Origin of the sequence: Dactylosporangium sp. NPDC050688 (assembly GCF_040654515.1) — a bacterium.
GTDB lineage: Bacteria > Actinomycetota > Actinomycetes > Mycobacteriales > Micromonosporaceae > Dactylosporangium.
This window is the reverse complement of the sequence record NZ_JBFAIC010000116.1, coordinates 1-18,742: the sequence shown is the minus strand read 5'-3', so window position 1 is coordinate 18,742 and position 18,742 is coordinate 1. Positions and strand designations below refer to the sequence as shown.

Genomic DNA, 18,742 nt, shown 5'->3' with positions numbered 1-18,742 from the left:
CACGACCGCCGGAAGTCGCACCATGAGCACTGCGGCCCCGGCGCCACCGGGAAGGCCTCGTCGGGGTTGCCGCCCGCGGCCAGGGCGGCGTCGGCGGTGGTGATGTCGGCGGCGGTCGCCTCGGCGCGGCGCAGGTGGCGGGCCAGGGACTCGTCGGTGTGGTCGTGGGCGGCGACGGTGCCCGTGGGCAGGTGGTGCAGCTCGACGCGGTGACAGGGCTTGCGGAACACGCGGGAGGCGGCGATCGCGTAGAGGGCGAGCGCGCGGGAGCCGCGGGCGTCGTCGGGGGTGAGGCCGGAGCGGCCGGTCTTGTAGTCGACGATGACGAGCTCGCCGGCGCGCTCGTCGATGCGGTCGACGCGGCCGGACAGGGCGAGGGTCTCGGTGCGGGCGGCGACGGTGCGCTCGACGCCGACGGGCTCGTCGTGCGGGTCGAGGCCGTCCACATAGGACTCGAGCCAGCCGAGGGCGCGGCGGAAGACGTCACGCTCCTGGGTGTCGTCGCGGTAGCCCTCGCTGACCCAGGTGGCCTTCAGCAGGGTCGGCAGGGCGGCGCGGTCGCGGCGGTCGGGGTCGAGGGCATACCAGCTGCGCAGCGCGGTGTGCACGGACGCGCCGAGCGAGTTGTGCGCCCACGGAGGGCCCTTGGGCGGCGACGGGCGGTCGACATAGGTGAACCGGTACCGCCGGGGGCAGTCCTCGTAGCTGCCGAGCTTGCTGGGCGTGCAGGTGAACAGCCGCCGGGGCGGGGCGAAGAGGCCGAGCTGCTCGTTGTCCACACCTCGCATCCTGCCACCGGGGTACGACAAAACCTCAATGGGGTGAATGCAGGTACTCGGTGACGAAGGCCCCGATCGCGTCGGCGAGCAGCTGCACGGCGATGGCGGCGACGAGGAGGCCGGCGATGCGGGTGAGGACCTCGATCCCGCTCGGCCGCAGGATGCGCACCAGGACGCCGGAGAAGCGCAGCACCAGGTACACGATGGCCATGACGGCGATGATGCCGAGGGCGACGGCGAGGTAGTCGGTCGCGCCGGAGGAGCGCCGGACGAAAAGCATGGTGGCGACGATCGCGCCCGGGCCGGCCAGCAGCGGGGTGCCCAGTGGCACGAGGGCGACGTTGGAGGTCACCTCCTGCCGGGGGTCGTCGGTCTTGCCGGTCAGCAGCTCCAGGGCGACCAGCAGGAGCAGCAGGCCGCCGGCGCCCTGCAGGGCGGGCAGGTCGATGTGCAGGTAGGCGAGGATCTGCCGGCCGACGAGCGCGAACGCGACGATGACGCCGAAGGCCAGGGCGACCGCCTGCAGGGCGGCGCGGTTGCGGTGCTTGGCGGCCATCGATCCGGTCAGGGCAAGGAAGATCGGCACCGCGCCCGGCGGGTCGAGGATGACCAGCAGGGTCACGAAGACTTCGCCGAAGAGCTTGAGATCCACTCCCGGATTGTCGTGGTGCGCCCGCATCGACCGGAAACCAGGGTCTTGACGGCACCGAACGGCACCCCTACGTTGCCCTTAAACAGCAAACTTTCCTTACAGTCATGGAGGGTTCATGGGCAGACGCTCCGTCCTGGCCGGGTTGGCGGTGTCGCTGACGCTCGCGTCGTTGGCGGTCGTGCCGGGCACCGCGTCGGCGCACACCGCGCCGCATCAGGACCAGTACAAGCGCGTCGGGTACTTCATCCAGTGGGGCATCTACGGCCGGCAGTACTACGTCAAGAACCTCGAGACGAGCGGGCAGGCCAAGAGCCTGACACACATCAACTACGCGTTCGGCAACGTGGACGCGACCGGTAAGTGCGTCTCCGCCGACCCGTGGGCCGACTACCAGCGGCCGGTCTCCGCCGAGGAGAGCGTCGACGGGGTCGCCGACGCGCCGGGGCAGACGCTCAACGGCAACTTCAACCAGCTCCGCAAGCTCAAGCTCAAGCACCCCGGGCTGAAGGTGCTGCTGTCGCTCGGCGGCTGGACGCTGTCGGCGAACTTCTCCGACGCGGTGCTGACCGACGCGTCGCGCAAGGCGCTCGTCAAGTCCTGCATCGACACGTTCTACTCGACCGGCGTCTTCGACGGCTTCGACCTGGACTGGGAGTGGCCGGGCTCGGAGGGCAACCCGGGCAACGTGATCCGCCCCGAGGACAAGCAGAACTTCACGCTGCTGCTCGCGGAGTTCCGCAAGCAGCTGCCCAAGAAGGCGACGCTGACCGCGTTCCTCCCGGCGAACCCGGCGAAGATCGACGCCGGCTTCGAGGTCAAGAAGATCTTCAAGTACCTCGACTTCGCCACCGTCCAGGGTTACGACTTCCACGGTACGTGGGAGCCCCAGACCAACCAGCAGTCCGCACTGTTCGTCCCGCGCGGCGCGCCGACCACCCCCGACTTCAGCGGCGCCACCACGCTGAAGGCCTGGACCGACCGCGGCGCCCCGAAGAAGTCCCTGGTCCTCGGCATCCCGTACTACGGGCAGGGCTGGACCGGCGTGACCAACGCCAACAACGGCCTGTTCCAGACCGCGTCCGGTCCCGCGCCCGGCACGTGGGCCGCCGGCAACGAGGACTACAAGGTCCTCGCCACGCTGCCGTCGCAGGGGTACAAGGTGCACCGTGACCTCCTGTCGGGCCACGCGTGGCTGTTCAACGGCACGACCTTCTGGACCTACGACGACCAGATCACGGTCGCGCAGAAGTCGCTGTACGTCCGGCTGTCCGGCTACGGCGGCGCCATGGTCTGGTCGCTCGACGGTGACGACGCCAACGGCACCCTCACCAAGACGATCGCCACGGCACTGCGGTAAAGCTGCGAACCTGGGCCGCCTTCACTGTCGCAGGCGGCCCAGGTGCGCGTCGATCCCGTCCAGGACCCGCTCCAGCCCGAACTCGTACGCGCGGACCGGGTCTCCCGCGCCGTACTCCTCCCCGGCCGCCTGGCCCACCCGCGCCGCCGTCGGGAACCGCGCCGGGTCGAGAACCTCGCCGAGCAGCGGCGCGTACGCCCCCCACCACTGCTCCTCGCTCATCCCCGTGCTCTGCTCGGCCTGGTCGGCCTGCACCGCCGCGCGCACCGCGCCGGCGACGTAGTTGAGCACCAGGCTGAGCAGCAGGTCGGCATCGACGTCCGGCACCACGCAGGACTCGAAGGCGCGCAGCTCGAAGTCGTACTTCGCGATCACGTTCGGCCCGAGCACGGGCCGGCTGGTGGCGATCTGCAGCAGCCACGGATGCCGCCGGTACAGCGCCCAGTTGGTGGCGGCGATCTCCGTGAGCCGCTCCCGCCACCCGGATCCGGTGAACGCCGGGCGGACCGCCTCCGCGCTGACGGTGTCGATCATGACGTCGAGCAGCTCCGCCTTGCTGGGCACGTAGGTGTACAGCGACATTGCCGTCACCCCGAGCTGCTCGGCGACGCGCCGCATGGACACGGCGGCGAGGCCCTCGGCGTCGGCGAGGGCGATCGCGACGGACGTGACGCCGGCGACGGTGAACTTGGCCTTCGGGCCGCGGCGGGCCGGCGCGGCGGTGCCCCACAGCAGCTCGATGCTGCGCCGAGGATCACCCGCGCCGCTGTACTCGGTCAGGCCGTCACCCCTGGAGCGCGACGGGCCGGTCATGCCGACCCCTCCGCTGCGCTCCGGCGCCGCCCTGACCTCGAGACTGCGCCCATGATGACCAGCTCCTCGCTCCGCTGCGGGCCGGTCATGCCGACCCCTCCGCTGCGCTCCGGCGCCGCCCTGACCACGAGACTGCGCCCATGATGACCAGCTCCTCGCTCCGCTGCGGGCCGGTCATGCCGACCCCTCCGCTGCGCTCCGGCGCCACCCTGACCACGAAACTGCGCCCATGATGACCAGCTCCTCGCTCCGCTGCGGGCCGGTCATGCGATCACGCTGGTGCCGGTGGCGGCCTCGACGATCCGCTCGAGGGCCTCGGGGGTGGTGGTCCTGGCCCCGAGCCGCACGGTCTTGTTGGTGCCGTGGTAGTCGCTGGAGCCGGTGACGACCAGCCCGAGCCGCTCGGCGAGGGCCCGCACGTGCGCCCGCTCCTGCGGGGTGTGGTCGGTGTGGTCGGCCTCCAGGCCGAAGAGCCCCTCGTCCGCCATCTCCTCGATCACCACGTCCGGGACGACGGGCCCGCGGGTGCTGGCCCGCGGATGGGCGAAGACCGGCACGCCGCCGGCCTCGATGACCAGCCGGAGCGCGACGAAGACGTCGAGGTCCTCCTTGCCGACCCGGTACCGGTGCCCGAGCCACTCCGGCAGGAACGCCTCCGACACCGTGTCGACGAGCCCGCGGCGGATCAGCGCCTGGGCCAGGTGCGGCCGCCCGACGGTGCCGCCCTCGGCGTGTTCGAGCACCTCGGCCCAGGTCACGTCGATGCCGTCGGCGCGCATGAGGTGCACCATCCGCTCGGCGCGGGTCTCCCGGGAGGCGCGGATACGGGCCAGCTCGACGGCCAGCGCGGCGTCGGACGGGTCGAACAGGTACGCGAGCAGGTGCAGGGAGATCGGCCACGGCCCGCCGTGCCACCGGCACGACAGCTCCGCGCCCGGCACGAGGGTGAGCCCGGCGGGGCGGGCGGCGATCGCGGCGGACCACCCGGACGTCGTGTCGTGGTCGGTCAGCGCCATGACGTCGAGCCCGGCGGCGGCCGCATCCGCGACCAGCTCCGCCGGGCTCGATGTGCCGTCACTGGCCGTCGAGTGACAGTGAAGATCGATCCGCACTCAACCAGAGTAGAGCGGTTCGATCAGCACCACGCCTTCGCTTTCGGTGTTGAGCGACTCGAAGGTGCCGGCGGCCGCCGTCGGGGTGATCGCGCAGAACTTGCCGCCGCTGTCGACCACGAACGTCGACGCGTTCATCCACACGGTCTTCGTGGTGACGTTCAGCGTCCACGTCTTGACCGCCCCGCCGGTGAAGATCTTCGTGAGGTCGAGCACGGCGACCTGCTTGAGCCCTTCGACGGGGTACGCGAGCCACTTGCCGTCCGGGGAGACCCGCCCCCCGCCCGCCTTCGCCGCGACCGGCAGCCCGCACCGCCACTGCACGACCTCGAACGGCTGGTCGAGGGCGAGCAGCGCCAGGCACATCGACTTCTCGTCCTCGACGGGCCTGACCTCGGCGTAGACGCTCTTCGCGTCCGGGTGGACCCCGAAGATCCGCAGGACGTCCGGGTCCCACGACTCGGTGTATTCGCGCCCGGGGTACCAGACGTTGTAACCGGCGCCCTCCTCGCGGCCCAGGACCAGGTTCGGCCCGACGAACGTCACCGGCACCGCGGACTGCGGCACCTCGGCGGTGGCCTGCTGGGTGAGCTTCGGCGGGGCGGTGGATGCCGGGTTGGGCGATCCGGCGCCGGACGTGGTGGAGCGGGAGGCGACGGTCATCATGCCCTCCTGCGCCCAGGCGACCTTGTCGCCGTCCTTGGCCACCGCGATGTCCGAGGCCTTCTTCACCAGGACCTGCTGGTTGTCGTGCTCGTCCTGCAGCACCAGCTGCTTGTTGCCGCCCCCGCCGCCGGTGTTGACGACGAGGTAGCCGTCCTTCGCCTTGTACGCGGCGGCGACGGTGCCGTTGTCGGGCAGTTTGAGGCGGACGGTCTGCGACGGCTGCGCCTGCCCGTCGATCGCGGGGACCTCCTTGGCCGCGGCCGGCGGGGCGGTCTGCGTGCCGGCGGTGGCCTGCGGCTGGGTCGTCTGCCGGCCGGTGTCGCTCTGGGCGATGGGGCCGCCGGGCGTGGACGGGGCGATCACCTGGAACGTGGCGACGGCGGCGACCGCCATGACGACGAACGCGGCGAACCCGGTCACGGCGGTGCGCCGCCGGCGGCGGATCCGCCCGGCGTTGCGGATGGCGACGTCGGCGATGCCGTCCAGCGACCGCGGCGGCTCGGTGCCCGCCTTGGCCGCGAACGCCTCGCGGAGCGCGTCTTCGATCATGGTCACGTCACCAGTCCCACTTCCACCGGCCCGGAGGTCTCCACCAGGACGGCCTCCCGTTCGGGCGTCCCGCACTCGTCTTCGCGTGCGGGCTGCGCCTTCGGTTCCACTTCCACCGCTTGTGCGGTCGGCGCCGGCGTCGGCGCCGGGGGTCGCAGCCGCACGGTCGGCGGCCGGGCAGGGCGTGCCGCGGGCTCGATGCCGTCGGCGCTGAGCCGTTGCCGCAGCGTCGCCAGTGCCCGGGACGCCTGGCTCTTCACCGTGCCGACGGACACGCCGAGCAGGCGCGCCGTCTCCGCCTCCGACTGGTCCTCGTAGAAGCGCAGGACCAGCACGGCGCGCTGCCGGTTGGGCAGCTGCCGGACGTGCCGCCACAGGGCGTCGCGCTCCAGGCTCTCCTCGACCCGGTCGGCGGCGGCCGACTCCGGCAGCACCTCCGTGGGGCGTTCGCCGTGCCAGCGGCGGCGCCACCAGCTGGTGGCGGTGTTCACCAGCACCCGGCGGGCGTAGGGTTCGACGGCCTCGATGTGGCCGAGCCGTTTCCAGGCGAGGTAGGTCTTGGTCAGCGCGATCTGGAGCAGATCCTCGGCGGTCGCCCAGTCGCCGGCGAGCAGGTACGCGGTGCGCAGCAGCGCACTGGACCTGGTCTCGACGAAATCACGGAAGTCTTCCTCACGGAACCCCGCCTCATCCGGCACCGCCGCTCCCTCCCCCGCTCCGCCCACCAGGCAAGACGCGATGGAGGGGCGGCACGGTTGCACCCCGGAGGAAAATTCTCAGGTGCCGTCGTCCTCGACGCCGGCGGCGCGGCCCAGGCGGGCCTCCACGGCCTCGGGCTCGTACATCTCCTCGACGATGCGCAGATACAGCTCGTTGGGGTTGGGCAGGTTGCGGATATTGCGCAGCGCCTGGTCCTGGCCCGCGGATTCGAGCTCGAAATGCCCGTAGCCGAACATGCGGCCGGTCAGCGACTGCACGTATTTCATGTCGGTGACCCGCAGCAGCGGCATCATGGCGACATTGCGGGTGAAGATCCCCGAAACGACCATTACTCGTTTGTTGGTGAGGATGAAGCGGTCATACCACCAGTCGGCGACCCGCCAGGCGCAGTACAGGATCACCACGGCCCAGATGATCAGCACGGCGGTGCGCAGCTGCGTCTGATTGTGCTTGGTCAGCCAGCCCGCGATGTATCCCATCGCGATCGTGGCGGCCACCGCGATCCCGCCCTCCCTGGCGAGCTGGATCCAGTGGCGTTTCCATTCGCCGCGGAACTTCTCGGTCGGGAAGAGATAGCGGGCGGCGTGCCGGCTCGCCTCCTCGTCGAGGGGCGCCATGCGGCTGCCTGGCGGCACCGAGGGGCCCGGGTCGCCGGAGCGCAGGCCGGAGAACTCGTCCTCGGTGAAGGTCGGCGGGCCGTCGTCGTAGTAGTCGTCGTCGCGGCCGTAGCCGCCGAGCCTGGCCGACTGCGCGCCGTCGTTGTAGGGGTCGGCGAGGTCCTCGGGGTCGGGATTGGTGGGGCGGGCCCGCGGGATCGGCTCGGTGTCGCGGTCTTCCCAGCGGCGGGCACCCGGTTCTTCGGCGGGAGGCTCAGACCCGGTGGTCATCGCAGTCAGGCAACCAGACTGGAGAAGAAGTCCCCGAACCCGGTGGCGATGTCCATGATGCCGCCGCCGATGGACTTGAAGACCTCTGCCGCCGACTGCGGCCGATATGCCACAAAGAAGATGAGGAAAGCGATGCTTCCCCAGGTGAGGACCTTTTTGACCATTGCCGTCAATCCCCTCCCCGCAGCGTCGTGCCCAGCACCGCGGCGAACTCAGCGTATCAGTTGCACGGCGCACGGTGAATGTGTGCCGCGCCGACAGCGACCCCATCGACCCGAAGGTTGATCCTAGTCGTGTCCTTCTACGCCTTGCCGTGAAGATACGGCGACGGCGCGCCGTAAACGAGGTGGGTTGGCACATCCTCGGCCAGATCGTGCAGGTCGAGCTCCTCCTCCAGGAGGTATCCCGCGGCGGCCGGCCACATCACCACGTACAGCCACACGCCCATGGCCTCGCCCACGTAGGAGCAGCGGTCGTCCGGCGACTTGGCCATCCACAGCGGGGTCGGCCAGCCGGCCGCCCGGACCTTGGCGTGCGCGACGGTGGTGGCGATGTCGCCGTCGAAGAACGGGCCGGGGTCGGTGCCGGGGATGCCGGCGAACCGGGTGCCGAGGCCGACACCGGGCTCCTCGGCGATGATCACGCAGTCGGCCGGGCCGTGCTCGACCGGGCAGGGGCCGCTGCAGGCGACCGCGGTGGCGCGCACGCCGGAGCGCTCGTCGCCGACCCAGCCGACGCCGGTGACGGTCCAGCCGGTCGGCAGCGGCCACGGGCACCACAGCGGCAGCGACCGCCGCTCGCCGGCGCGATGCGCCGCGACGGTGAGTTTGGCCCTCGCCGACTCGACGATCTCCGGTCCGATGTGCTGCGCCACGTGCAGCGGCAGCACCCCGCCGTCCTCGTCGCACCTCCACTCGGAGTGCATGAGATCCGGTGGCCGCACCGGGCCGCCACAACGGGGACAGCTGACTGCGACGCCCATGTACCCACGGTAATTGGTCCTATGGGCTGTTGTCGCCGTACGCCCGGATCCAGGCGTGCATCGCGATCCCGCTCGCGACGCCGGCGTTGATCGACCGCGTGGAGCCGTACTGGGCGATGGAGTACACCGCGGCACATGCCTTCCGGGCGGGTTCCGACAGGCCAGGACCCTCCTGGCCGAAGAGCAGCACGCACCGGCGGGGCAGCCCGGCCCGCTCCAGGGGTAGCGCGCCGGGCAGGTTGTCGATGCCGATCACCGGCAGGTCCTGCCCGGCGGCCCAGTCCAGGAACTCCTCGACGCTCGGGTGGTGCCGCACGTGTTGATAGCGGTCGGTGACCATGGCGCCGCGCCGGTTCCAGCGGCGGCGGCCGACGATGTGCACCTCGGCGGCGAGAAACGCGTTGGCGTTGCGGACCACGGTGCCGATGTTGAGGTCGTGCTGCCAGTTCTCGATCGCGACGTGGAAATCGTGCCGGCGGGTGTCCAGGTCGGCCACGATGGCCTCCAGCCGCCAGTACCGGTAACGGTCCACGACATTGCGCCGGTCACCCGCGGCGAGCAGCTCCGGGTCGTAGTGCGCCGCGGTCGGCCATTCGCCGGCCCACGGCCCCACCCCGACCTCATCCTCGTTGTGCATCTACCGTGAATCCCCGGGCCGACACTCATTCACCCTGTGGCGCTCACCCGATACGCTACGTTCCTTGCAATCGCGGGCCCAGAGGGGATTGGCGGCAATGGTCAAGAAGGTCCTCACCTGGGGAGGCATTGCCTTCCTCATCTTCTTCGTCGCGTATCGGCCGCAGTCAGCGGCCGAGGTGGTCAAGTCCATCGGCGGCGCGCTGATGGACATCGCCGGCGGTTTCGGCGACTTCTTCGCGAGCCTGTTCGGCGGCTGAGCCGCCGTTCCCGGCGGCCCGGCGGCCGCGCCCGAGGAGCCGGCGCGCCCAGACGACGGGCGTGACCTTCTCCAGTGGCAGGAAGCTGACCATCGCCACCTGGTGCGGGATGAACGAGATCGTGATCAGGCTGAACGTCAGGACGTGGAAGGCGTAGAAGCCGGCGACCATGGCGTAGCGCAGCTTCGGCCTGACCACGAACACCAGCGGGCTGAACAGTTCGAAGCCGACGATCCCGATCTGGCTGACCGTGGTGAAGCCCGGGATGCCGAGCAGCCAGTGCGCCAGCGCGGTGCCGCGGCGGATGAAGGACCGGGTCAGCGTGGCCCCGGTCAGCCAGGCGAAACCGCCGAAGCGCAGCTTGGCGATCGAGGCCAGGAAGTACGTGCAGATCACGCCGATCTGGGTGAGCCGCAGCGCCCAGCCGCCGGCCTCGGTGAGCTCCTTGTCGCCGTGCCGGGCGCGCCCGGCGGCCGGCAGCACGGCGAGCGCGACGAGCAGGCCGAACCGGTCGTGGTCGATCTTGCCGTAGCTCATCGCGATGATCATCCACTCGAAGTACAGGACGAACACGCTCCAGCCGAGCAGCCGGTGGGCCCGGCCGGTCGCGGCGGCGAGCGACAGCGGGATGAGGGCCCAGTAGATCGCGCCGACAACCAGCGGGGTCGGCGTCGGCAGCGGCAGGATCCGGCCGATGACCAGCGGCTGGTAGAGGTTGCCGGGCAGGTCGCCGTGGTGCTTGATCCAGGCGCTGAAGAACACCACGTCGAGCACGACGAAGACGTAGATCAGGGTGCGGAAGGCGGCGATGCGCCCCTTCGGCACGGGCTCGAAGAGCCAGCCGCGCAGCTTCGCCACCGGCCTGATCGCGGTCCGGGCCGCGGGCGCGGTCACGGCTTCCACCTGGCCAGCACGACCTCGGTGACCACGCCGGTCGGCTGCGCGCCGCGCAGGTGGTGCTGGACCTCGACGATGTCGACCTCCACCAGCGGCGGCCGGCCCGGGTTGCGGGCGGCGTAGGCGTCCTGGATCGACCGCAGCAGGCTGGGGTCGGCCTTGAACCGGTCGATCTGCGCCTCGATCTCGGCCCGGCGCACCCCGGCGTTGCGCTCGTCGAGCACGATCCGCCGGCCCGTGGTGTCGATCCCGTCGGTGCGCAGCACCAGGACCGGCTCGTCGGGGTCGTCGGCGATCGCGAACATCTGGAACGGAGCGAACGGGAAGTCGAAGTCGTCGCCGAAGAGCGTGCCGGCGAACGTCAGCGCGACGACCACCAGCGTCACCGCCACCCGTGTCAGGCGCCCCCGCGGGCTCAACGCTTCCATCGGCGCCAGACTTTACCGTCCGCCGTCACGCCACCCGCCCGACCACTACGCTCTGTAGTGAGACCATCGACACACTCCGTAGTCGCCACGCTCAATTTTCGTCTCATTTCCATAACTGTGATCTACGTCTCTATACGGAGCGTTGCATCCGCCCTCAAGATACTGGTCACACAGCGTGGGCGGCGGGTGCCAGGGAGGGCCCCGCCGCTCACTGCGTCTTTGTCACACTCGGCTGAATTTCGCAGCCGTACCCGGCATGCTTGCAGACCCCACAACGACGAGGGAGTGCGAGATGCAGTTCGGCCGGTATTTCGAGGAGTTCGAGGTCGGCGCCGTCTACCGGCACTGGCCGGGCAAGACGGTCACGGAGTCCGACGACCACCTGTTCTGTCTGCTGACGATGAACCACCATCCGCTGCACCTGGACGTCCACTACGCCGAGACGTCGACCCAATTCCAGCGCAACGTGGTGGTGGGCAACTACGTCTATTCGATCCTGCTCGGCATGTCGGTGCCCGACGTGTCCGGCAAGGCGATCGCCAACCTCGAAGTCGAATCGCTGCGGCACACCGCGCCGACGTTTCACGGTGACACCATCTACGGCGAGACCACGGTGCTGGACAAGCGCGAGTCGGAGTCCAAGGACGACCGCGGCGTGGTCACCGTCCAGACCAAGGGATACAAGCAGGACGGCACCCTGATCTGCGTGTTCCGGCGCAAGGTCATGGTGCCGAAGAAGTCGCACGCCGGCCCGGAGATGCCGAGTTTTCCGGTGCCCCGCGAATAGACGCGTTTGAGGAGGACGGCAGTGGGTCTACTGCGCAGGCTGCTGGGGCGCGAGCCGGCTTGGGTCGAGCGCTGGGCCGTGTACCCGGGCGAGGTCGGCGACGCGCTGGCGATGTACAACATCGACCTCGGCGCGGTCGAGGCCGCCCCGGTGGCGCGGTTGCCGCAGCGCTTCGACGTCGACTTCACCTACGAGGGTGACGGCGCCAGCGGTATGCCCGCCGAGTCCGAGCTGGGCGCCATCCACGCCCTCGACGAGGCCGTCCGGCAGGCACTGCGCAGTGCCGGCGGTGCCATGGTCGGCCGGGTGGTGACGGCCAACACCGGCCGCATCACCGGCTACCTGCCCGCCGGCGCGGCCGCGCCGGCGCTGCCGGACCTGCCCGCGCTGCACCCCACCGGCACGCTCGGCTCCGACCCGGGCTGGACCCGGGTCCGCGACGAGCTCACCCCCGACGCGTGGCAGCGCAACATCATGGAGGACAACCAGGTCGTGCAGGAGCTGGAGGGCCACGGCGACCGGCTCAGCCAGCCGCGGCCGGTGGAGTTCCTCGCGTACTTCCCCGACGCCGACCGCGCCGAGGCGGCCGCCGGGGACCTGCGCAACCTCGGGTTCGCGGTGACCGTCGAGCGGGGCGACGAGGCCGACTTCGTGCTGCAGGCGATCCGCCGCGACGCGGTCGAGCCGCCGGCGCTGCACGAGGTCACCTGGGAGGTCCGCGGGGTCGTGGAGCGCCATGACGGCATCTACGACGGCTGGGGCTGCATGGTCCAGGCATGAGGCGCTGCCGGGTGGTTTGAAGGCCGGCCGGATGAGGTTTGGAGGCCAGCCGGATGAGAAGGATTGACCAGCCCACCCGACCGGCGCCCACCGGCGCGGCGCCCGCTACTGGCGGTGCAGGGCCCGCGCCAATTCCCTGCCGATCTCGTTGACGAACTCCCGCTCGGCGAGCAGGACCTCCACCCCGCCGAGCCGGATCACGCCGGGCCGCCACGCGGTCCGGCCGACGCTGGCCGCGACGTCCATCAGCCACTCGCCGTAGGCGAGTGCGACGTCTGGACCCAGCCGTCCGGCCAGCATCCGCACGGCCGCGCCGCACTCGGCGAGCACGCCCGGGCGGTCCAGTGGTGCGGTGTCGGTGACCTGCTCGGCGAAGATCGCCGCGACGACGCCACGGACGAGCAGCGCCCTGGAGCGCTGGCCGGCCGCGATGGCCTCGACCCCGGCGACGGCGTCGACGTTGTCGTCCCCGGCGCTGGCGACGACGAGGACGTGGCGGGGAAGCCTGACGAGCCGGTCCCACTCGTGCCGGTGCAGCGGCAGGTCGATCCCGGCGCTGGGCTGGCTCGGTGTGGGCTGGCTCGGCATGGCGTACCTCCCACTCGCGAGCGTATGCCGAAAAGTCCGACCCAGCCGCAAATATGCGGGTTTGCCCCCATGTCCCTTACACCGGCGCGCCACGGACGCCCGGTGCGGGGGTCTGCGGCGGGCGGCGCGGGCGTTCGTGGGCAGCGTGGGGCTGTTGCGGCGCCGCAGGGCTGCTACGGGCGGCGCGGGGTCCGGCGTTCAGCGTTCAGTGGGCGGCGCGGGGTCCGGCGTTCAGCGTTCAGTGGGCGGCGCGGGGTCCGGCGTTCAGCGTTCAGTGGGCGGCGCGGGCCGGGTGGTCCGGTGGCAGCGCGCAGGCCGCCGTGCCGCCGGGCATCCGGTGCCGGTTGCGGGCGACCCACCGGTACACCGGCCAGGCGAGCGCGGCGACGGGCCGCAGCCCCAGGACGGCCCCGGCGGGGCGCCAGAGCAGCCGCCCGGCGAGGCCCGGCGCGGTCCTGAGCATGTCGGCGATCGCGACAGGGCCCGCGGTCGGGGCGCGGCCGGCGGTCACCCACTGCACCGCGGCGCCCGCCTCCTCCTCGGTGAGGCCCAGCGTGTCGAGATCGGTGAACTGCCACGCCACGACGTCGGCGGCCGGCCTGATGCGGCGCTCGATGAACCGGGCGCATGATGAACAGAAGGCGCAGTCACCATCGAAGACGAACGTCGGCCGATCCATGTCCTCCATCATGGAACACGCGCCCGCCGACGCCATCGTGAGCCCGGACACCGGTTGGGAATGCCGGTAAGGGGTACGTGGTTACAACGGTGCGTACCCGACGCCCGAAAGGATCGGACAGACATGGCAACCGTAGAACTGACCGCCGAGAACTTCGCCGAGAAGGTCGGCGGCGACGGCATCACCCTGGTCGACTTCTGGGCCGAGTGGTGCGGGCCGTGTCGGGCCTTTGCGCCGACGTACGAGAAGGTTTCGGAGAACAACCCGGACCTGCTCTTCGGCAAGGTGGACACCGAAGCCCAGCCGGAGCTCGCAATGGAGTTCCAGATCCGCTCGATCCCCACGCTGATGATCGTCCGCGACGGCGTCGCGGTGTTCTCCCAGCCCGGCATGATGCGTGAGCAGCAGCTCGAGTCGCTGATCAAGCAGGTCCGCGAGCTCGACATGGACGAGGTCCGGGCGCAGATCGCCGAGCACGCCGCCGGCAAGCACGGTGAGGCCGAGGCCGCCGCCCCGAAGACCGAGACGGCCAAGACCGAGACCGCGAAGACCGAGACCGCCAAGACTGAGGCCTCGGACGCCGAGCCGGCCGGTGTCACGGAGCGTGAGAACTCGGTCGGGGAATCGATCGAGGCGTAGCTTGCGGTCCGTTCGTACGCGTGTTCGAATGAACCCGTGCGATGGGACAACCTGACGGCGACTGACGGCCCCGGCACCGGCGCCGCCGGGCCAGTGCGAGCCCTGCCACTCGCACTGCCCGGGGCCGTCGCCCGCACCTTCGACACCCCGGAGTTCCGGGGTGTCACGTTCTACGAGGTGCGGGCAAAATCCCTGATCAACCGGGTGCCTGGGCAGTCCAGGGTGCCGTTCGAATGGACGATCAACCCGTATCGGGGCTGCTCGCACGCGTGCGTCTACTGCCTCGCCGGCGACACCCCGATCCTCATGGCCGACGGCACCACTCGCCCGCTGGCGGATCTACGCCCTGGCGACGCGATCATCGGCACCGTGCGTGACGGACGGGTGCGGCGCTACGTGCCGACGACCGTCCTCGCGCACTGGTCCACCGTGAAGGCCGCGCACCGCGTCACCCTGCACGACGGCACCACCCTGGTCGCCTCCGGCGACCACCGGTTCCTGTCCGACCGCGGCTGGAAGCACGTCACGGGCGCCCGGCACGGCCGCGCCCGCCGCCCCCACCTGACCACCGCCAACCGGCTCGCCGGCTTCGGCGCGCTGCCCGAGCGGCCGCCCGAGTCCCCGGCGTACCGGCGCGGCTATCTGTGCGGGTTCGTGCACGGTGACGGGCACGTCGGCCCCGTCGCACCCGCGGCGCTGCGCCGGGCCAGGGCCTACGCCACGGCGTGCGGCGGGCTGCACGCGATGGCCGCCGACGACCGCGAGTATGCGGGCGCCAGTGTCCGCGACGCGAGCGACGTGCTCGACTGGCCCGACGAGCCGCCCCGCGCCTGGCGGCAGGGGTTCGTCGCCGGCCTGTTCGACGCCGCCGGCCAGCTCTCCCCCGCCGGCGGCGACCTGCCCGTCTTCGACGTGGTCGACAAGGTCGTCGTCGACTGGCTGGTCGAGTGCCTGGCCGTGCTCGGCTTCGCCACCGTCACCGACGGCGCCCTGACCAGGGTGCTCGGCGGGGTCCGGGAGCGGCTGCGGTTCGGGCTGATGTTCGCCCCGGTCACGCCGACCGGCACCGTCGCCGGCGAGCTCGTCCGCGGCGACGAGAGCCTGCGGGTGACCGCGATCGAGCCGCTCGGCGTCGACCTGCCGATGTTCGACATCACCACCGGCACCGGCGACTTCATCGCCGCCGGGGTGGTCAGCCACAACTGCTTCGCCCGCAACACCCACACCTACCTCGACCTGGACGCCGGCCATGACTTCGACTCGCAGATCGTGGTCAAGGTCAACGCCCCGGACGTGCTGCGCCGCGAGCTGGCCGCGCCGTCGTGGCCGGGCAGGCACCTGGCCATGGGCACCAACGTCGACTGCTACCAGCGCGCCGAGGGGCGCTACCGGCTGATGCCCGGCATTCTCGCCGCGCTGCGCGACCACGCCAACCCGTTCTCGATCCTGACCAAGGGCACCCTGATCGCCCGCGACCTCGACCTGCTGACCCAGGCCGCGGCGGTGACGAGCGTCAGCGTGTCGATGTCGATCGGCTTCCTCGACGAGGCGCTGTGGCGCTCCGTGGAGCCGGGCACGCCCAGCCCTCACCGCCGGCTCGACGTGGTGCGGCGCTTCGCCGACGCCGGGTTCGCCGTCGGGGTGCTCATGGCCCCGATCCTGCCCGGCCTCACCGACACCCCCGAGTCGGTCGACGCGACCGTCGCCGCCCTCGCCGCGGCCGGCGCCGCCAGCGTCGTGCCCCTGCCGCTGCACCTGCGCCCCGGTGCGCGGGAGTGGTATCAGGCCTGGCTCGCCCGCGAGCACCCGCACCTGGTGCCGCGCTACCGGCAGCTGTACGGCGACGGCGCGTACACCGGCCAGGCCTACCAGCGCGAGGTCGCCGCCCGGGTCCGGCTCGCCTGCCGCCGCCACGGCCTGCCGACCGGCGGCACCGGCACGACCCGCCAGCCGTCCGCGGGCCCGTCACCCGCCGGTGCACCATCCGAGGCGCTGTTGCTCTCGGCACCGGACACGGCCACCGGGGCGGCACCGAGGTCACCGTCGGAGGCGGGGGTCGCCACCACCCGCGCGGGACTACGCCGCGACGGGCGGCCCGAGCACCATGGCCGGGTCCGAGCGGGCCGCCACCGCTGCGGCCGGATTCGAGCGGACCACCGACGGGCACGACCAGACCGCCACCGCTGCGGCCGGATTCGAGCGGACCGCCGCCGGGCACGACCGGACCGCCGCCGCTGCGGCCGGGTTCGAGCGGACCACCGCTGCAGCCGGGGCCGGGCGGACCGCCGTCACCACCGGACCCAAGCCCGCCATCGCCGCGGCCGTGCCTGAACGGGGCGCTGCTGCGGGTGGGCGGGCGATTCGGGCGGTGGAAACCGTCGAGCAGCTGTCGCTGCTGTGATCGGCGGTCAGGAAACAGTCAGCTAGCGTGCATAAGCTCGGTCGTATGCGTGCTCGTGCCGGTGACTTCCTGGTGCTCCTGGCGCCGACCGTCGTGGTCGGCGTGCTGGTGCCGGTCGTGGCCAAAGACGACCCGGGCGCCTACGTGCCGTTGCTGCTCACGCTGCTGATCATCGCCACGATCGGGATCGCGTTCGGGCTCATCCTGCTGGCCCAGACGACCCGGGGACCGTCGACGTTCGCGATCGTCGTGTGGCGGGAGCAGGCGGCGTTCCGGGTCCAGCCGAGCTTCCGCCGGCAGTGCGTGTTCTATGGGGTGCTCGGCGCCGCGTTGGTGCTGATGGCGTTCAACGGCTTCCGGGTCGGGCACCTGTCGGTGCTGCGCGCCATGTCGTACGGGATCATCGTCCTCACCACCCTGTTCCTGCTGATCCTGTCGGTCAAGATGCTGCGCAGCGGCCCGCTGGTCCTGACCGCCGAAGGCATCGCGATCGACGGCGGGCGCTCGTTCGTGCCGTGGGACGCCCTCGACACCACGTCGGAGCCCGGCGCCTGGGCGGTCGGCAGCCCTGAGCTGGTGCAGGGGCGGCGGGTGCGGGAGTTCCGGCCCGGCGAGGACGTGCCCCTCGAGGTGTCGCTGTACTTCCTGACCCGGGTCATCGACCTGTACGCCCGGCAGCCCGAGCGGCGCGCCGCGATCGGCACCCCGGAGGAGCTGGAGCGGCTCCGCGGCACGCTCACCCGGCAGGTCACCTGACCGCGCCGCGGCGAAGGTGGCCGAGCCGGGCGAGCAGCGGCGGCTCGGGCCTGATCGGGTGACGCAGCCGGTGGATCGCGGTCCGTAGCGTATGGCCATGACCGCGTCGCGACGCAACCCGCTGAACTGGCTGTGGGTCGCCGTCCCGCCCGCCGTGACGCTGGTCGCCGGTGGCCTGCTGCTGGCGTCCGGCAGGCCGTCCGGCAGCCCGGTCCTGCTGCCGTTCGTGCTGGCCAACGTGGTCGTGCACGGCACCAACTTCGCGGTCAACGAGCTGCGCCGCCGCGAGGAGGCGCCGGCGCGGCCCGCCTGGGAGTTCCACCGGCCGTTCCGCGAGGGGTGCGCCAGGGTCGGGCGGCTGCTCGCCGTCGGCTCGGTGCTGGCCGTCGGCGCGCTGCTGGTCGATGCGGGGCCGGTCGCCGCCGGCGGCGCGCTCGCCGTCGCGGCCGTGCTGTACGGGAGCGGCGCCCGCGGGCTGCTGCGGCTCGTGCGCGGCACGCCCACCGTCCGCCTCACCGGCGACGGCGTGGGGATCGGGTCGCGGCTGTTGCGCTGGGACACCATCGAACGCGTCGAGCTCAACGGTGACCGGTCGCATCCTCGCCTCGACCTAAAGGTGGCGGGCCGGCCGCGGCCGGTGACGGTGCGGCCGGAGGACGTCGACGGCAGCCTGCTGTTCCTGCTCGATCTGATCGGGTACTACGTGGCGCACCCCGGCCGGCGTGCGTCGATCGGCGCGCCGGCCGAGGCGGTGCGGGTCCACGCGGCGCTGCTCGGGGCGCGGCTGTCGGCGGGACTGGCCGGCGGCCCGACCCCGATCCCGGCGCTGTGACGCGCGCCGCCGGGCCCCGGGCGGGGCGGGGGTGGCGCGCTACGGTCGAGGCATGCGCAGCGCTGAGCAGATCCTGCGGGAGTCCACGACCATCGCCGTCGTCGGAGCGTCTCGGGACCCTCGCAAGACCGCCCACTCGGTGCCGCTGTCGATCCAGCGGCGCGGCTGGCGGATCATCCCGGTGAACCCGTTCGCGACGGAGATCTTCGGGGTGCGGGCGTACCGCAGCCTCGCCGACATCCCGGAGCCCGTGGATTTCGTCAACGTGTTCCGGCCGTCGGCGGACGCCACGCAGGTGGTGAAGGACGCGATCGCGATCGGCGCGCCGGCGGTCTGGCTGCAGCAGGACATCGTCTCGCCCGAGGGGCGCGCCCTCGCCGAGGCCGCCGGCATCGACTACGTCGAGGACACATGCATCGCCGTGGTCAGGGCGGTGCACGCGATCAACGGACCCCGTACTCCTTGAGCAGTCCGCGGCTGATGATGGTCTTCTGGATCTCGCTGGTGCCTTCGCCGATGAGCAGGAACGGTGCCTCGCGCAT

At 71.6% G+C, this 18,742-nt stretch carries 21 protein-coding genes and 1 pseudogene; 8 read left to right on the top strand and 14 right to left on the bottom strand.

Annotated features, from left to right (window positions below; all coding sequences use genetic code 11):
* Together AB0H83_RS49675 and AB0H83_RS49670 are read right to left on the bottom strand one after the other, a co-directional pair.
* Positions 1-779 (bottom strand): PD-(D/E)XK nuclease family protein (locus tag AB0H83_RS49675; RefSeq protein ID WP_360110287.1); only part of this gene is annotated, 779 nt, incomplete at its 3' end.
* A 34-nt stretch (positions 780-813) separates the two neighbouring features.
* Positions 814-1,431: a MarC family protein gene (locus AB0H83_RS49670; RefSeq protein WP_360110284.1), complete on the bottom strand. Its 618-nt coding sequence runs from the start codon at positions 1,429-1,431 to the stop codon at positions 814-816.
* A gap of 115 nt (positions 1,432-1,546) precedes the next feature.
* Between AB0H83_RS49670 and AB0H83_RS49665 the strand changes: the two genes are divergently transcribed.
* Positions 1,547-2,788, top strand: a complete 1,242-nt coding sequence (locus AB0H83_RS49665) for a glycoside hydrolase family 18 protein (protein WP_360110282.1) — start codon at positions 1,547-1,549, stop codon at positions 2,786-2,788.
* Positions 2,789-2,809: 21 nt separating this feature from the next.
* On the opposite strand, the gene AB0H83_RS49660 is transcribed toward AB0H83_RS49665, so the two are convergent.
* The 10 genes from AB0H83_RS49660 to AB0H83_RS49615 all read right to left on the bottom strand — a co-directional run bounded on the left by AB0H83_RS49660 (position 2,810) and on the right by AB0H83_RS49615 (position 10,738).
* Positions 2,810-3,601, bottom strand: coding sequence for a TetR/AcrR family transcriptional regulator (locus tag AB0H83_RS49660; RefSeq protein ID WP_360110279.1), 792 nt, complete (start codon positions 3,599-3,601; stop codon positions 2,810-2,812).
* A gap of 263 nt (positions 3,602-3,864) precedes the next feature.
* A complete protein-coding gene (locus tag AB0H83_RS49655) occupies positions 3,865-4,713 on the bottom strand; it encodes a PHP domain-containing protein (RefSeq protein WP_360110276.1) in 849 nt (282 codons plus the stop codon).
* Positions 4,714-5,934, bottom strand: coding sequence for a hypothetical protein (locus AB0H83_RS49650; RefSeq protein ID WP_360110273.1), 1,221 nt, complete (start codon positions 5,932-5,934; stop codon positions 4,714-4,716).
* A complete protein-coding gene (locus AB0H83_RS49645; RefSeq protein ID WP_360110270.1) occupies positions 5,931-6,626 on the bottom strand; it encodes a SigE family RNA polymerase sigma factor in 696 nt (231 codons plus the stop codon). Before AB0H83_RS49645 ends, AB0H83_RS49650 begins: the two co-directional genes overlap by 4 nt.
* 78 nt (positions 6,627-6,704) lie before the next feature.
* Positions 6,705-7,535, bottom strand: a complete 831-nt coding sequence (locus AB0H83_RS49640) for a PH domain-containing protein (protein ID WP_360110267.1) — start codon at positions 7,533-7,535, stop codon at positions 6,705-6,707.
* A 5-nt stretch (positions 7,536-7,540) separates the two neighbouring features.
* Positions 7,541-7,699, bottom strand: coding sequence for a hypothetical protein (locus AB0H83_RS49635; protein ID WP_203853873.1), 159 nt, complete (start codon positions 7,697-7,699; stop codon positions 7,541-7,543).
* A gap of 137 nt (positions 7,700-7,836) precedes the next feature.
* Positions 7,837-8,517, bottom strand: coding sequence for a DUF6758 family protein (locus AB0H83_RS49630; RefSeq protein ID WP_360110264.1), 681 nt, complete (start codon positions 8,515-8,517; stop codon positions 7,837-7,839).
* A gap of 19 nt (positions 8,518-8,536) precedes the next feature.
* The gene (locus AB0H83_RS49625) at positions 8,537-9,154 is read right to left on the bottom strand and encodes an RNA methyltransferase (protein ID WP_360110261.1); all 618 of its coding nucleotides are present in this window, start codon (positions 9,152-9,154) and stop codon (positions 8,537-8,539) included.
* Between the two features lie 166 nt (positions 9,155-9,320).
* Positions 9,321-10,307, bottom strand: a complete 987-nt coding sequence (locus AB0H83_RS49620; protein WP_360110258.1) for an MFS transporter permease — start codon at positions 10,305-10,307, stop codon at positions 9,321-9,323.
* Entirely contained in the window at positions 10,304-10,738 is a 435-nt protein-coding gene (locus AB0H83_RS49615) for a hypothetical protein (RefSeq protein ID WP_360110256.1), read from the bottom strand. Before AB0H83_RS49615 ends, AB0H83_RS49620 begins: the two co-directional genes overlap by 4 nt.
* Positions 10,739-11,030: 292 nt before the next feature.
* Between AB0H83_RS49615 and AB0H83_RS49610 the strand changes: the two genes are divergently transcribed.
* The gene (locus AB0H83_RS49610; protein ID WP_327006459.1) at positions 11,031-11,525 is read left to right on the top strand and encodes a MaoC family dehydratase; all 495 of its coding nucleotides are present in this window, start codon (positions 11,031-11,033) and stop codon (positions 11,523-11,525) included.
* A gap of 21 nt (positions 11,526-11,546) precedes the next feature.
* Positions 11,547-12,305: a DUF695 domain-containing protein gene (locus AB0H83_RS49605; RefSeq protein ID WP_360110252.1), complete on the top strand. Its 759-nt coding sequence runs from the start codon at positions 11,547-11,549 to the stop codon at positions 12,303-12,305.
* 105 nt (positions 12,306-12,410) lie between these two features.
* Here AB0H83_RS49605 and AB0H83_RS49600 read toward each other — a convergent pair whose 3' ends face one another.
* Both AB0H83_RS49600 and AB0H83_RS49595 read right to left on the bottom strand, forming a co-directional pair.
* Entirely contained in the window at positions 12,411-12,893 is a 483-nt protein-coding gene (locus tag AB0H83_RS49600; RefSeq protein WP_360110246.1) for a hypothetical protein, read from the bottom strand.
* Positions 12,894-13,164: 271 nt separating this feature from the next.
* The gene (locus tag AB0H83_RS49595; RefSeq protein WP_360110243.1) at positions 13,165-13,572 is read right to left on the bottom strand and encodes a DCC1-like thiol-disulfide oxidoreductase family protein; all 408 of its coding nucleotides are present in this window, start codon (positions 13,570-13,572) and stop codon (positions 13,165-13,167) included.
* 123 nt (positions 13,573-13,695) lie between these two features.
* Here AB0H83_RS49595 and trxA point away from each other — a divergent pair.
* From trxA to AB0H83_RS49570, 5 genes and pseudogenes are all read left to right on the top strand, one after another.
* A pseudogene (gene trxA / locus AB0H83_RS49590) lies at positions 13,696-14,049 on the top strand (thioredoxin); the annotation flags it as partial.
* Between the two features lie 213 nt (positions 14,050-14,262).
* Positions 14,263-16,542, top strand: a complete 2,280-nt coding sequence (locus tag AB0H83_RS49585) for an intein-containing Rv2578c family radical SAM protein (protein ID WP_360110290.1) — start codon at positions 14,263-14,265, stop codon at positions 16,540-16,542.
* A 115-nt stretch (positions 16,543-16,657) separates the two neighbouring features.
* Complete coding sequence (locus AB0H83_RS49580) at positions 16,658-17,368, top strand: hypothetical protein (RefSeq protein ID WP_360110240.1); 711 nt, start codon at positions 16,658-16,660, stop codon at positions 17,366-17,368.
* Between the two features lie 97 nt (positions 17,369-17,465).
* A complete protein-coding gene (locus AB0H83_RS49575) occupies positions 17,466-18,200 on the top strand; it encodes a hypothetical protein (protein ID WP_360110238.1) in 735 nt (244 codons plus the stop codon).
* Between the two features lie 52 nt (positions 18,201-18,252).
* A complete protein-coding gene (locus AB0H83_RS49570) occupies positions 18,253-18,666 on the top strand; it encodes a CoA-binding protein (protein ID WP_360110235.1) in 414 nt (137 codons plus the stop codon).
* Positions 18,667-18,742 lie beyond the last annotated feature (76 nt).

Bases quoted from the DNA above. Each gene is read 5' to 3' on its own strand.
- AB0H83_RS49665 (WP_360110282.1), top strand. From the start codon at position 1,547: ATGGGCAGACGCTCCGTCCTGGCCGGGTTGGCGGTGTCGCTGACGCTC.
- AB0H83_RS49660 (WP_360110279.1), bottom strand. From the start codon at position 3,601: ATGACCGGCCCGTCGCGCTCCAGGGGTGACGGCCTGACCGAGTACAGC.
- AB0H83_RS49640 (WP_360110267.1), bottom strand. From the start codon at position 7,535: ATGACCACCGGGTCTGAGCCTCCCGCCGAAGAACCGGGTGCCCGCCGC.
- AB0H83_RS49635 (WP_203853873.1), bottom strand. From the start codon at position 7,699: ATGGTCAAAAAGGTCCTCACCTGGGGAAGCATCGCTTTCCTCATCTTC.
- AB0H83_RS49630 (WP_360110264.1), bottom strand. From the start codon at position 8,517: ATGGGCGTCGCAGTCAGCTGTCCCCGTTGTGGCGGCCCGGTGCGGCCA.
- AB0H83_RS49625 (WP_360110261.1), bottom strand. From the start codon at position 9,154: ATGCACAACGAGGATGAGGTCGGGGTGGGGCCGTGGGCCGGCGAATGG.
- AB0H83_RS49615 (WP_360110256.1), bottom strand. From the start codon at position 10,738: ATGGAAGCGTTGAGCCCGCGGGGGCGCCTGACACGGGTGGCGGTGACG.
- AB0H83_RS49610 (WP_327006459.1), top strand. From the start codon at position 11,031: ATGCAGTTCGGCCGGTATTTCGAGGAGTTCGAGGTCGGCGCCGTCTAC.
- AB0H83_RS49600 (WP_360110246.1), bottom strand. From the start codon at position 12,893: ATGCCGAGCCAGCCCACACCGAGCCAGCCCAGCGCCGGGATCGACCTG.
- AB0H83_RS49595 (WP_360110243.1), bottom strand. From the start codon at position 13,572: ATGGATCGGCCGACGTTCGTCTTCGATGGTGACTGCGCCTTCTGTTCA.
- AB0H83_RS49580 (WP_360110240.1), top strand. From the start codon at position 16,658: ATGCGTGCTCGTGCCGGTGACTTCCTGGTGCTCCTGGCGCCGACCGTC.
- AB0H83_RS49575 (WP_360110238.1), top strand. From the start codon at position 17,466: ATGACCGCGTCGCGACGCAACCCGCTGAACTGGCTGTGGGTCGCCGTC.
- AB0H83_RS49570 (WP_360110235.1), top strand. From the start codon at position 18,253: ATGCGCAGCGCTGAGCAGATCCTGCGGGAGTCCACGACCATCGCCGTC.